Here is a 12,442-nt window from a genome sequence, read left to right as displayed (position 1 = left end):
TTATGCCGATTTCTTATCTGATCGATGCCCAAGGCTGGTGCGCCGGCGCGCGCCGGGTGCCTAGCCCGAATTGCGACGCGCGCAGCCAGCCGGTGGATATGATTGTGATCCACAATATCCACCTGCCACCGCAACCGCCGGGTACGCGCGAATTTGCCGGGGATGATATCGAGCGGCTGTTTACCAATAGCCTTAATCCCTTAGCCCACCCCGCTTATCTCGAGCTGGCGCAGTTGCGCGTTTCGGCGCATTTTCTGATCCGCCGGAATGGCGAGCTGATCCAGTTTGTGTCTTGTGCTGAGCGCGCCTGGCACGCCGGCATATCCAGCTGGGCAGGGCGGGAGCGCTGTAATGATTTTTCGGTGGGTATAGAGCTGGAAGGCTCGGATTATGTGGCTTTTGAGTCAATACAGTACGGGGTATTGCAGCAACTAGTCGATGCCTTGCAGCTGCGGTATCCGATTGCGCATCTGGTGGGGCACCAAGACATCGCACCGGCGCGCAAGACCGACCCAGGCCCCTATTTTGACTGGCTACAATTGCAGGCTCAGCGGATGAAATTACGCCCGGCTGGCAACGAATGAAATAGCGCGCTGCTTTGGTGCATTGCCGCAACGAATGCCGCCAAATCATGCATTTAGCCGCCCACAGGCATATAATCCGCTTCCCGCTTTGGACGATTGAATCATCATGTCTCACCCAGATAGCCGTGATCCTAAAAAGCTAGCTGGCCTTGTGGTCGGCGCCATCGGTGTGGTGTATGGCGATATTGGCACTAGCCCGCTCTACACGCTAAAAGAATGCTTTAACGGCCACGTTCCTCTCGCGCTGAATGCGTTTAATGTACTGGGTATTTTGTCCCTGATTTTCTGGGGCCTGATGCTGGTCGTGACCTTGAAATACGTCAGCATCATTTTGCAGGCCGACAATCGCGGCGAGGGGGGGATTCTAGCGCTGATGGCCTTGGCCTTGCGTGCGGCGGGGGATCGCAAAACCACCGCGTTCAGATTGGCCGTGCTCGGTATATTCGGCGCCGCCCTGTTTTCCGGCGAGAGCATTATTACACCCGCGATTTCGGTGCTGTCCGCCCTCGAGGGGATTAGCCTCGTTTCCCATACTCTAGAACCCTACATTCTACCGGTCGCAATTGCGATTATGATTGGACTGTTCGCCATGCAGTCACGCGGCACGGCCCTGGTGGGTAAGCTATTCGGCCCGATTATGCTGACCTGGTTTGGCGTGCTGGCCCTGCTGGGGGTGATTAATATCGTGCAAGCACCGCAAGTGCTGGCCGCGGTGAATCCTTGGTATGCCGTACAGTTTTTTCTAGCCCATCCGTGGGTGGCCTTCGTGCTGCTGGGGGCCGTTGTCTTGTGTCTGACCGGGGTTGAAGCACTGTATGCCGATATGGGGCACTTTGGCCGGCCGGCGATCCGCTATGCCTGGTGTTTGCTGGTGCTACCGGCCTTGGTGTTGAATTATTTTGGTCAAGGCGCTCTACTGATCTCTAACCCCGAAGCAATCAAGAATCCGTTCTACCTGCTTGCACCAAGCTGGGCCCAATTGCCGCTAGTGGTCTTGGCGACCATGGCGACTGTCATTGCCTCACAAGCGGTGATTTCCGGGGCCTTCTCGGTGGCTAATCAGGCGGTACAACTGGGTTTTTGCCCACGGATGGATATTCAGCATACTTCCGAGCGGGAAATGGGGCAGATCTATATCCCCGGGGTGAACTGGTTCTTGTTGGTGTCTGTCATTATCCTGATTTTGAGTTTCCGCACTTCTAGTAATCTCGCTGCCGCCTATGGTTTTGCGGTGACCTGCACCATGGTCATGACGACCTTGCTCGCGTTTTATGTGGCTGGGCATTATCTACAAGGGCAGAAAAAGTATCTGTACTGGGCTGTTTTATCTTTCTTGCTGCTTATTGATCTTGCGTTCTTCTCGGCCAATATCCTGAAGCTGCATGAGGGCGGCTGGTTCCCACTGATGCTGGGCTTGATCGCCTTTACGCTGATGATGACTTGGAAACAAGGCCGCAAGATGCTGTCGGCCAAACTGCGTGAGGGCGAAATGCCCTTGCCCGGTTTTGTCGAAAGCTTGGAAGCCTGCCCGCCGCAGCGTGTAGAAGGCTTGTCGATCTTTATGACTGCTAGCTCCGATTCGGTGCCGCATGCCCTGCTGCATAATCTGAAGCACAACAAAGTGCTGCATGAGCAGGTGGTGTTTCTGACGATTCAGACCGACGATATTCCCTTTGTGCCCAGCCGCGAGCGAGTGGTGGTACGCAAACTGGGGCAAACTTTCTACCAGGTAATCGCGACGTTTGGTTTTAAAGAAGAGCCGAATGTGCCGCTGGTATTGCAGCAGGTAACGCAGCTGCAGCCCGAGCTGGCATTTGATGATATGAATACGTCGTTTTTCCTGTCGCGCGAGACAATTGTGGAGGCCAAATACCCGTCAATGAGCTGGTGGCGCCGGCGTTTGTTTAGTTTGATGAGCCGCAACGCCACGCGGGTGACCAACTTCTTCAAAATCCCGCCGAATCGGGTGGTGGAGATGGGGATGCAGGTCGAGTTGTAATAAGTCCTTGAATTTGCATGGTGAAGAAGCAGTCGGCGTGGTGTCGACTGCTTTTTTTTCGGCCATCTGAGCCAGATTTCAAGGCCAGCGGCATGGCAAAAATACACCAAATGGCTGTGATTTTGTGCCGCGAGCCAAGTTGAGCTGCCGCATACACTGCGAGGCATCTGTCCAGCACCGCTGGATTTTTCAAAGTGTAGTGGAGGCAATCAGCATGAAAATCAAAACAACTGCTCTCGTTATTTCCCTGGCGCTGGCTGCCGGTTTTGCGCAAGCCGACGTGACTATCTCTGGTGATGTGACCGGTGGGGTCAAACTGGATGATCGTGGTAGCGATAATAAAGACGGCGTTTATCTGGACGGCACTCTGTCGTTTGACGGTACGCACAAAATTGATGCGATTCCATCATCGATCATCTGGCGCTTGTCGGCTGGCGTAAATAACAGCAGCGGCGGCAGCAAACTGGATGACTGGGTGAGCGTGAAAGATGCTTATGTCGGTCTGCAAGGTGATTTCGGTACTGCTCGTATGGGCCGCTTGATGACACCAAGCTATGACGCACAAGATGCGCTGTTTACTGATACCGGTCTGAGCTGGTTGGCGGGTGACTATGGCCTGGGCCAAGCTACGCGGATTAACAATATCGTGCGTTATGACACCCCTGAGCTGAAAGGCTTCTCGGCGGGTGCGGCGTTTGGCTTTAAAGACTACAACGACGACGGTAACGGCTCAGGTAAAACCTATGACGTGGCTGCCAAGTACAAACTGGCTGGCTTGCAACTGGACGGTACTTACCAGAAACGTGATGGCGTTACGGATGATCTGACCGTGGGTAGCGCTTCTGCGACCCAAACATTCGATACCGAAACTTACTACGCGGGTGCACGCTATGAGCTGCAAAACGGCCTGGGCTTCACCGCGGGTTACAAACACAATATGTTTGACCCAGGTAACGCCAAAATGGAACAAGGCCAATGGTTGGCACAAGCGAGCTACAAACAAGATAAACACGCGGTTTATCTGAGCTACGCCAAACTGGACGATGTATCACTGAATGGTGCTAAACAAGGCGATTCAGGTGCCCAGGCGTACGTAGCCCGTTACAACTACTCGCTGAACAAAAACAACCTCGCCTTTGTGGAAGGTCGTTATGTGGAAAATGAAGCGAACTCTGCCATTGGCGCGGCCGACAATGCCTTTGACTACAGCGGTAAAGCCGGTCAAAACACTTCACGCGTGATGGTGGGTCTGAAATCATTCTTCTAAGCTTGTCGGCTTAGACTGCAGACGCAAAAAAGGGGGCTTGGCCCCCTTTTTTTATCGCATCAACCGAGCGTTAAGTTGAGTCAGTTGATGTAGATGGCGAATCTGATGCTGCGCGGCGGGGTGACGCTGTCGGCCAGGGCTCAGCCAGACCGTGTGCATGCCCAAGCGACGAGCCATCTGCAGATTATCGATGCTGTCTTCAACCATGATGCAATCGCGTAGCGGCACAGCAAAATGCCGACTCATTTGCAAAAACGCCAAGCGCTGTGGTTTGGGGCGTAAGCCTACCGTATCAATCCCGGCAATGCCGGTAAATAGATCGGCGATACCCAATTGCCCGAGCATCCAGCGGCCATACTCGGCCGGACCATTGGTAAACAGGTATTTATTACCAGCCAGCTGTAATAAGGTAGAGCGTAAGCGGGGCATTGGGTGCAGTGCCATCCCTAACTCAGCAAAGGGGTGACAGGCTCGCAGAAAAGTGTGCGGATTAAGCTCGGGGTGGTGACGACGCAAACCTAGTAAAGTCGCACCATAACGTTGCCAATAGCTCACCCTGAGATGGTTCGCTGTGTGATGGTCGATCGCCAATTGCTGTTGCAGCCACTGTGTCATCGCCCGGTCAATCACCGGGAAGGCATGGCGGCTGGCGATGTGGAGGGTATTGTCGAGATCAAAAATCCAGTGCAAAGGGCGCATTGAGCAGAAAAAAGGCTGGCACACGGCCAGCCATTGTACGCATTTGTGCGGCGCTTAGCCGTAGATGTAATGGGTCATCTGCCCAATCACGAATTCTTGATCGGCAATTTTCTCGCGAACTAGATCGCCAATCGACAATATCCCCATCACCCGATCGCCATCCAGTACGGGCAAGTGGCGGATGCGTTTTTCGGTCATCAGCCCCAGGCAGTCATCCACATTGGCATTCAGTGGGACGCACAATAGCTTGTGCGTCATGATTTCCGAGATCGGGGTGCCGGCAGACGTTTTGCCCATCAGCACTACTTTGCGCGCATAGTCGCGTTCGGAAAAAATCCCGACCAGTTTTGCGCCATCCATCACCAAAATGGCGCCAATATTGTGTTCGGCCATTACCTGCAAGGCCTGATACACCGTGGCGTTGGGTGAGACAGAGATCAGCTGTTCACCGCTTTTTTGATCCAGTAATTGTCGTGCTGTTTTCATTGGTGGCTCCCGTGCGTTTGGGTATTACCAATGTAGTTGGCTGCCTTGAATAGGCAAGAAAAAAGGCCGGCGCAGCGGGGCTGGCCGACCTTGTTGCAGTGCTGTGATTTGTTACTTCGCGCGGATCATCGTGCCCACACCTTGCTCGGTCAGTACTTCCAGCAGCAGGGCGTGTTTGACCCGGCCATCAATGATGTGGACCGAATTTACACCGCTCTTGGCGGCATCGAGCGCCGAGCCGATTTTCGGCAGCATGCCGCCCGAAATTGTGCCGTCCGCAAACAGCTCATCAATTCGACGTGCAGTCAGCTTGGTGAGTAAGGTGCCTTCTTTATCCAAGACGCCCGGGGTATTGGTCATCAGAATGAGTTTTTCGGCTTTCAGCACTTCTGCCAGCTTGCCGGCCACCAAATCGGCATTGATATTCAGGCTTTCGCCGCTGCTATCGACGCCGATCGGGGCAATGACCGGAATAAAATCGGCGGCATCCAAATGCTGCACGATGGCCGGGTCGATTTTCTCAATTTCACCCACTTGGCCGATGTCGACGGTTTCTTCGCCGGCTTCGTTTTTCAGCATCATTTTGCGCGCGCGGATGAAGTGGCTGTCTTGCCCGGTGAGACCAATGGCCTTGCCGCCGTGTTTATTGATCAGCGACACGATCTCTTTATTTACATGGCCCCCCAATACCATCTCGACCACATCCATGGTTTCCGCATCGGTGACGCGCATCCCTTGGATGAATTCGCCTTTTTTGCCAATCCGGTCGAGTAGGTCATTAATTTGCGGGCCGCCGCCATGCACCACCACCGGATTCATGCCCACCAGTTTGAGCAGCACAACATCCGAAGCAAAACCTTCTTTCAGTTCTTCGTCGATCATCGCGTTGCCACCGTATTTAATCACGATGGTTTTATCGAAAAAGCGCTGAATATACGGCAGGGCTTCAGAGAGAATTTCGGCTTTGGTTTGGGCGGTAATGTCGCTCATGGCTCGCTCCGGCGGCAGATGAAAGAGTGCGGCGATTGTACCGCAGAACACCGGGCGCATTAGCCGTTTTTGCGCAATTTGCAGTGCATTTTTATACGCTGATTGGCGTGCTGAGCATGCTTGACGTTGACATACTCGAAGCACATAATAAATGAACGTTCATTTATTTATTGCCGGTTATGAACTGCCCGCTCAAACGCTGGACTCGCCGTAAAGAAGCTCGCCCACAGGAAATCCTTGTGGCGGCTTTGTCTTTATTTGTTGAGAAAGGCTATGCCGCCACCAAAATCGAAGACATTGCCCGCGCCGCCGGCGTTACGCGGGGTACTCCCTATCTGTATTTCGCCAATAAAGAAGAAATTTTCAAATCGGTCATCCGCGAATTGCTGCTGCCGCAAATCTCGCAAGGGGATGATATCGTCAATCGCTGGCAAGGCTCGATTCGCGATTTGTTTGTTGAGTTGATGCATTTCTGGTGGACGCAACTGGGCGCAGAGCAATTATCGGCCATGCCCAAGCTGATGCTAGCCGAAGGCGGTAATTTCCCCGATGTGCTGGCCCTGTACCGCGAAGGCTATGTGCAGCCGGGCAATGCGCTGATCCGCCGGGTGTTGCAGCTTGGGATCGAGCGGGGCGAGTTTGCCGCGGTTGATCTGGATTACGCGCCGCACATTATTAGTTCGCCGGTGATTATGGCGATGATCTCGCAGCATTCGCTGCACTGTTTACCTGAACAATTCGATCCGAAACGTTATTTGCAAACGATTCTGGATATTCTGTTAACTGGACTGCTGCAACGCAAAGGCTAACCATGAACCGCCCTCTACTCGCTGTGCTGTTTGGCGCTCTTACCCTAACGATGGCTGGCTGCCAGAAGCCGGTGGAAACCAAGCCGGAAATTCGCCCCGTGCGCACGCTCACGGTTAGTGCCAAAGAGGCGCATTCGGTGGGGGAGGTGTATAGCGGTGAAGTCAAAGCTAGGCATACCGTACCGATGGGCTTTCGGATTGGCGGCAAGCTCAATAGCCGGCCGGTGAATGTCGGCGATAGCGTGAAAGCCGGCCAGGTGCTGGCTAGCCTCGATCCGGGCGATGTGCGGCTTTCGGCCGATGCGGCACGGGCGCAACTGGAATCGGCGAAGGCGCAGCTCGCGCAAGCCGAGCTCGATTACAGCCGAGCCAAAGATCTATTGGCGCAAAAATTCGTCAGCCAAGCCGAAGTGGATAAACGCCAAACCTTGCTGACCGCCGCGCGCCAGCAATTTGAGCAAGCCCGCTCGCAAGCGCAGTTGGCGCAAAACCAGAGCAGCTACGCGCAGCTATTGGCCGATGTTTCAGGCGTGGTGACCGCCACACAGGTTGAGCCCGGCGCCGTGGTGTCCGCTGGCCAGCCGGTGGTGTTGCTGGCCAAAGATGGTGAGCGCGAAGCGGTCATTGATGTGCCGGAAGGCAAGGTAAAAGCCTGGAAAGTTGGGCAAAGCGTGAATGTCAGCTTGTGGGCGAATGAGCAGCTTAATCTGACCGGTACGATCCGCGAAGTAGCGCCGGCGGCCGATGCCTTAACCCGCACCTATCGAGTGAAAGTGACTTTACCGGCGAACGAGCAAATCAAGCTGGGTATGACGCTGAAAGTCAATCAGCAGAATGCTTCCCAGCCTATACCTAGTGTCTCGCTGCCGTTAACTGCCGTGTTTGGCCGTGAACAGCAGCAGCGCGTCTGGTTGGTGAGCGCGGCGAAAGAGGGTACGGCGACCGTGAAAAGCACCCCGGTCAAAGTGCTGGAAATGGCCGGTGAAAGTGCGCAGGTGAGCGGTATTCAGCCCGGCGCGGTGGTGGTAACGGCTGGTGCGCATCTGCTGCGCGAAGGGCAAGCCGTGCGTGTGCTCGCCACGTCAGCCAAGGAGGCGCGCCATGACTAAGCCGGAAGCCGCGCAAGGCTTTAATTTATCCGCCTGGGCCCTCAAGCATCAGTCGCTGGTGCTGTATCTGATGGCGGTGCTGTCGTTGGCTGGGGTTCTGGCCTACACCCAACTGGGGCAAAAAGAAGACCCGGAATTTACTTTTAAGGCCATGGTGGTGCGCGCCTTCTGGCCGGGCGCCTCGGCCTCGGAAGTGGAGCGGCAGGTGACGGACCGGCTGGAAGAATCGCTACAGGGCATTGGCTACATCGATTACACCAAGAGCTATTCGCGCGCCGGCGAGGCATTGATCACCATCATGCTGTACGAAAAAGTGCGCGGCAAAGAGGTGAACGATGCCTGGTATCAGGTGCGTAAGCGCGTCAACGACATCAAGGGCAATTTACCGCAAGGAGTGGTGGGGCCGTTTTTTAATGATGAATTTGGTGAAACCTATGGCAGCTTGTATGCCTTTACCGCCGATGGGTTTACGCCGGCCGAGCTGAAAAAATACGTCGAAAAGGTGCGCACCGAAATCTTGCGCATTCATGATGTGAATAAGGTGGTGCTGATCGGTACGCAAGACGAAAAAATCTATGTGCAGTACAACAGCAGCAAACTCGCCACGCTGGGGGTAACGCCATTTCAGATTAATCAGGTCTTGGCGGCCACCAATACCGTGAGTGCCGCGGGGACGGTGGAAGGGCGCGAAGAGCGGGTGTTTGTGCGGGTTTCGGGCGGGTTTGATGCCGTAGATACCATCAAAAACACACCGATCACCCTGAACGAACGCACCTTTAAAGTGGGCGATGTGGCGCAGGTCTTCCGTGCCAGTATCAATCCGGCCACCACCAAAATGCGCTTTGCCGGTCAGGATGCGATCGGGCTGGGTATTTCGATGAAAGCCGGCGGCAATGTGTTGGCGATGGGCGAGCAAATCGACGCGACGCTGGCCAAAGTGCGGCAGGATTTACCGGTCGGCATCGAGTTTCATGCGGTCTCGGATCAACCGGCGGTGGTGAAGCACGCGGTGAAGATCTTTATGCATTCGCTGCTGGAAGCAGTGGTGATTGTACTGGCGGTGAGCTTTCTCTCGCTGGGCTGGCGCACCGGGATTGTGGTGGCGTTATCGATTCCGCTGGTGTTGGCGCTGACTTTCCTGTGCATGAAAGTCTTTAATCTCGAACTGCAGCGCATTTCGCTGGGCGCGCTGGTAATCGCACTGGGCTTATTGGTGGATGACGCGATTATTGCCGTGGAGATGATGGCGCTCAAGCTCGAAGAGGGCTGGGATAAATTCCGCGCCGCCACATTTGCCTATACCTCCACCGCCTTCCCGATGCTGACCGGTACGCTGATTACGGCGGCGGGGTTTCTGCCGGTAGGCCTTGCTAAATCTAACGCGGGTGAATATACCTTCTCGATTTTTGCCGTGGTGGGGCTGGCGCTGATTATTTCCTGGGTGGTGGCGGTGCTGTTTACGCCGTATCTGGGTTATCACCTCTTGCCGGAGCATCCGCATGGGCAGCACGAAGCTGGCGCGCCGAATCCGCACAACGGCAAGTTCTACCAGCGTTTTCGCGCCGCGGTGACTTGGTGCCTCACTTACCGTAAAACCACCTTGGCGCTCACCCTTGGGGCATTTGTGCTGTCGGTCGGGCTGTTTGCCGTGGCAGTGCCCAAGCAGTTTTTCCCGGCCTCCAGCCGGCCAGAACTGATGGTCGACTTATGGCTGCCCTATACGGCGTCATTTGCCGCGACCGAACATGAAGTGAAAAAAATCGAGGCGGTATTGCTGAAAGACCCCGATGTCGCTTCGGTTACCAGCTATGTGGGGGTGGGCTCGCCGCGCTATTACATGCCGCTGGATGAGCAAATGCCGAATATTAATTTTGGCCAGCTCACGGTCATGACCAAAGACGAACATGTGCGCGAAAACGTACTGAAACGGATTAACACCCTGTTTGCGAATGATTACCCGAATGTCCGTGGCCGCGTCACGCGACTGGAAAATGGCCCGCCAGTGGGGTATCCGGTGCAGTTTCGGATTATTGGTGCGGACGAAGCGCTGCTCAAACGCACCGCCGAAGAAGTCGCCGCCGTGATGCGCGCGCACCCTAATCTGCGGCAGGTGCATACCGACTGGGGCGAGCAGGTGAAAGTGGTTCGGCTCAATATTGACCAAGACAAGTTGCGCCAGTTGGGCCTCACCAGCCAGCAATTAGCGCAAACGCTGCAAATGGCCATCTCCGGTGTGACCGCAACGCAATTGCGCGAAGACAACTTGCTGATCGATGTGGTGAGCCGGCTGGAAGACGCCGAGCGCACCCAGCTCGATTTCCTGCAAAACCTGCCGATTGCCTTGCCGAGCGGGCGCAGCGTGCCTTTGTCGCAACTGGCCAAACTGTCGCTGGAAAACGAAGAGAGCATTATCTGGCGGCGCAATCGCGTACCGGCGCTCACGGTGCGGGCGGATGTGATGGGCGCGCAGGCGCCAGATATTTCGATGGCCTTGTTGCCCAAAATGCAGGCGATTGAAGCGAAATTACCGGTGGGCTACCACATCGAAGCGGGCGGCACGCTGGAGGCCTCGAAAATCTCGCAAGATTCGATCGCGGCCGTGATGCCACTGATGCTGATCGTGGTGATGACATTGCTGATGCTGCAGCTGCAGAGTATTCAGCGCATGATCATGGTCTTACTCACTGCGCCGTTGGGCATGATCGGCGTTACGCTGGCTTTGCTGATCTTCCGTGCGCCATTTGGCTTTGTGGCTACGTTGGGGGTGATTGCGCTGTCGGGGATGATTATGCGCAATTCGGTGATTCTGATGGATCAGATCGAGCAGGATATTGCCGCCGGCTCAACGCCCTGGGATGCGGTGATTGATTCGGCCGTGCGCCGCTTTCGCCCGATTATGCTGACCGCTTTGGCCGCGATTCTGGCGATGATCCCGCTCACTCGCGACACTTTCTGGGGGCCGATGGCAATTGCCATTATGGGCGGGCTGTTTGTCGCCACCGTCCTGACTTTGCTGGTGCTGCCGGCCTTGTATGCCGCCTGGTTCCGTTTACAACCGCCACCGGCGTCAACCTGAAACGCCGCCGCTGCGTTAAGTGCTATCTGATAAGGAAGACTTGCAATGATGAAATTCAAACCCCTGCTCCTCGCCATGGGGCTGTTTTCGCTCCATACCAGCGCGTGGTCGACAGATTTGCTACAGGCTTGGCAATCGGCGGCGCAATTTGATGCGCGTATTTCCGCCGCCCGCAATGCGCAAATTGCTGGCCAGGAAAAAGCCAACCAAGGTCAGGCGCTGTTATTGCCTAAAGTGACGCTGAGCGGTAATACCGCCTATGCGCATAGCGAATATCAGCCGGGCCGCACTGTGCCGACTGCGCCGCATACCGATAATGATGGCCAGACTTATGGGTATAGCATTAGCGCCGCCCAGCCGATTTATCGTGCCGATGCCTTTGCTTCGGCTGAGCAATTAAAAAAACAAACCGCACTGGCCGATGTGCAATATCGCGCCGCCGAGCAGGATTTGATTTTGCGGGTCTCGAAAGCGTATTTCGAATTATTGGCCGCCCAAGAAAAAGTAACCCTCGCGCAGGCACAAAAACAGGCGGTCAGCGAGCAATTGGCGCTGGCCAAAAAATCATTTGAAGTCGGTGTGGCCACCATTACCGATACCGATGAAGCGCAAGCGAGCTATGACAGCATTCTGGCCGCAGAAATTGCGGCTAAAAATGATCTGGATGTCAAAGCCAGCGCCTTTAGCCTGCTCACCGGTTTACCCGCAGATCAGCTGGCTCGGATTGGCGATCAGCATCAACCGGCGGCGCCGGAGCCAAATGATTTGAGTGTGTGGCTGAATAAAGCCAAAACCAATAGCCTCAATACCCAAGGCCAGCAAATTGCGCTGGAAATTGCCGAGCGGGAAATCGATAAATATAAAGCGCTGAGCGCACCAACCCTGGATCTGGTGGCCAGCTATGGCAATGATTGGACGGGCTCGGGTTTATCGCGCTCGGGTGCGACTGATCAAACCAGCAGCGGCGCGATTAAACTGCAATTGTCGATTCCATTGTTCACCGGCGGTGACCGCTCATCACGCCTGCGTGAAGCGGCCGCCAAGAAAGACGAACAAAAAGATAATTTGCTGGCCACTCAGCGTGATGCCGAACAAGCCACCAAACAATCCTTTTTGGGGGTTAATGCCGGGGCCGCGCAAATTCGCGCCTTGCAGCAGGTATTGAAATCCAGCGAAAGTTTGCTGGCTTCCAGTAAATTAGGCCGGGAAGTGGGCGTACGCACCACAATTGATGTGCTGAATGCCGAACAAAAATATTATGCCACCCGCTATGATCTGGTGGTGGCGCGTTACAGCTACCTTTATGCCAGATTACTACTAGCCGCGGCCGCTGGTGAATTAAGCGAAAAAGACCTGATCGGCGTGAATGAATGGCTGGTAAAAAATTAATATTTTAATTCGCTTAACTTGAATTATTGAAAAC

Annotated in this window: 10 protein-coding genes; 7 read left to right on the top strand and 3 right to left on the bottom strand. The window is 54.9% G+C overall.

Features of this window, described 5'->3' with window-relative positions:
* Nucleotides 1-2 precede the first annotated feature (2 nt).
* The 3 genes from ampD to G482_RS0110865 all read left to right on the top strand — a co-directional run bounded on the left by ampD (nucleotide 3) and on the right by G482_RS0110865 (nucleotide 3,850).
* A complete protein-coding gene (ampD, locus tag G482_RS0110875) occupies nucleotides 3-584 on the top strand; it encodes a 1,6-anhydro-N-acetylmuramyl-L-alanine amidase AmpD (RefSeq protein ID WP_028450051.1) in 582 nt (193 codons plus the stop codon).
* A 106-nt stretch (nucleotides 585-690) separates the two neighbouring features.
* Nucleotides 691-2,583, top strand: a complete 1,893-nt coding sequence (locus tag G482_RS0110870) for a potassium transporter Kup (protein ID WP_028450050.1) — start codon at nucleotides 691-693, stop codon at nucleotides 2,581-2,583.
* A gap of 214 nt (nucleotides 2,584-2,797) precedes the next feature.
* Nucleotides 2,798-3,850, top strand: coding sequence for a porin (locus G482_RS0110865; RefSeq protein ID WP_028450049.1), 1,053 nt, complete (start codon nucleotides 2,798-2,800; stop codon nucleotides 3,848-3,850).
* Between the two features lie 51 nt (nucleotides 3,851-3,901).
* Here G482_RS0110865 and G482_RS0110860 read toward each other — a convergent pair whose 3' ends face one another.
* The 3 genes from G482_RS0110860 to argB all read right to left on the bottom strand — a co-directional run bounded on the left by G482_RS0110860 (nucleotide 3,902) and on the right by argB (nucleotide 6,025).
* A complete protein-coding gene (locus G482_RS0110860) occupies nucleotides 3,902-4,549 on the bottom strand; it encodes a pyrimidine 5'-nucleotidase (protein ID WP_028450048.1) in 648 nt (215 codons plus the stop codon).
* 54 nt (nucleotides 4,550-4,603) lie between these two features.
* Nucleotides 4,604-5,035, bottom strand: coding sequence for a CBS domain-containing protein (locus G482_RS0110855; RefSeq protein WP_028450047.1), 432 nt, complete (start codon nucleotides 5,033-5,035; stop codon nucleotides 4,604-4,606).
* Between the two features lie 111 nt (nucleotides 5,036-5,146).
* On the bottom strand, nucleotides 5,147-6,025 hold the full coding sequence (argB, locus tag G482_RS0110850) for an acetylglutamate kinase (RefSeq protein ID WP_028450046.1): 879 nt from the start codon (nucleotides 6,023-6,025) through the stop codon (nucleotides 5,147-5,149).
* Between the two features lie 179 nt (nucleotides 6,026-6,204).
* Between argB and G482_RS0110845 the strand changes: the two genes are divergently transcribed.
* Genes G482_RS0110845 through G482_RS0110830 form a run of 4 tightly spaced genes read left to right on the top strand, consistent with a single transcriptional unit; the run spans nucleotide 6,205 to nucleotide 12,408 of the window.
* Complete coding sequence (locus tag G482_RS0110845; protein ID WP_028450045.1) at nucleotides 6,205-6,834, top strand: TetR/AcrR family transcriptional regulator; 630 nt, start codon at nucleotides 6,205-6,207, stop codon at nucleotides 6,832-6,834.
* 2 nt (nucleotides 6,835-6,836) lie between these two features.
* Nucleotides 6,837-7,943, top strand: a complete 1,107-nt coding sequence (locus tag G482_RS18315; RefSeq protein ID WP_051258941.1) for an efflux RND transporter periplasmic adaptor subunit — start codon at nucleotides 6,837-6,839, stop codon at nucleotides 7,941-7,943.
* Nucleotides 7,936-11,019, top strand: a complete 3,084-nt coding sequence (locus G482_RS0110835; protein WP_028450044.1) for an efflux RND transporter permease subunit — start codon at nucleotides 7,936-7,938, stop codon at nucleotides 11,017-11,019. The genes G482_RS18315 and G482_RS0110835 overlap by 8 nt, the downstream gene beginning before the upstream one ends.
* Nucleotides 11,020-11,064: 45 nt before the next feature.
* Nucleotides 11,065-12,408 (top strand): TolC family outer membrane protein, encoded by a 1,344-nt coding sequence (locus G482_RS0110830; protein WP_028450043.1) that lies wholly within the window; start codon nucleotides 11,065-11,067, stop codon nucleotides 12,406-12,408.
* Nucleotides 12,409-12,442: the final 34 nt, after the last annotated feature.

Origin of the sequence: Chitinibacter tainanensis DSM 15459 (genome assembly GCF_000429785.1) — a bacterium.
Classification (GTDB): Bacteria; Pseudomonadota; Gammaproteobacteria; order Burkholderiales; family Chitinibacteraceae; genus Chitinibacter; species Chitinibacter tainanensis.
Note: the sequence above shows the minus strand (reverse complement) of the source record. Positions and strands in the feature narration are given on the sequence as shown.

What these genes read in the sequence shown, in the direction of transcription:
- ampD (WP_028450051.1), top strand. Translation starts at nt 3, where the DNA reads ATGCCGATTTCTTATCTGATCGATGCCCAAGGCTGGTGCGCCGGCGCG.
- G482_RS0110870 (WP_028450050.1), top strand. Translation starts at nt 691, where the DNA reads ATGTCTCACCCAGATAGCCGTGATCCTAAAAAGCTAGCTGGCCTTGTG.
- G482_RS0110865 (WP_028450049.1), top strand. Translation starts at nt 2,798, where the DNA reads ATGAAAATCAAAACAACTGCTCTCGTTATTTCCCTGGCGCTGGCTGCC.
- G482_RS0110860 (WP_028450048.1), bottom strand. Translation starts at nt 4,549, where the DNA reads ATGCGCCCTTTGCACTGGATTTTTGATCTCGACAATACCCTCCACATC.
- G482_RS0110855 (WP_028450047.1), bottom strand. Translation starts at nt 5,035, where the DNA reads ATGAAAACAGCACGACAATTACTGGATCAAAAAAGCGGTGAACAGCTG.
- argB (WP_028450046.1), bottom strand. Translation starts at nt 6,025, where the DNA reads ATGAGCGACATTACCGCCCAAACCAAAGCCGAAATTCTCTCTGAAGCC.
- G482_RS0110845 (WP_028450045.1), top strand. Translation starts at nt 6,205, where the DNA reads ATGAACTGCCCGCTCAAACGCTGGACTCGCCGTAAAGAAGCTCGCCCA.
- G482_RS18315 (WP_051258941.1), top strand. Translation starts at nt 6,837, where the DNA reads ATGAACCGCCCTCTACTCGCTGTGCTGTTTGGCGCTCTTACCCTAACG.
- G482_RS0110835 (WP_028450044.1), top strand. Translation starts at nt 7,936, where the DNA reads ATGACTAAGCCGGAAGCCGCGCAAGGCTTTAATTTATCCGCCTGGGCC.
- G482_RS0110830 (WP_028450043.1), top strand. Translation starts at nt 11,065, where the DNA reads ATGATGAAATTCAAACCCCTGCTCCTCGCCATGGGGCTGTTTTCGCTC.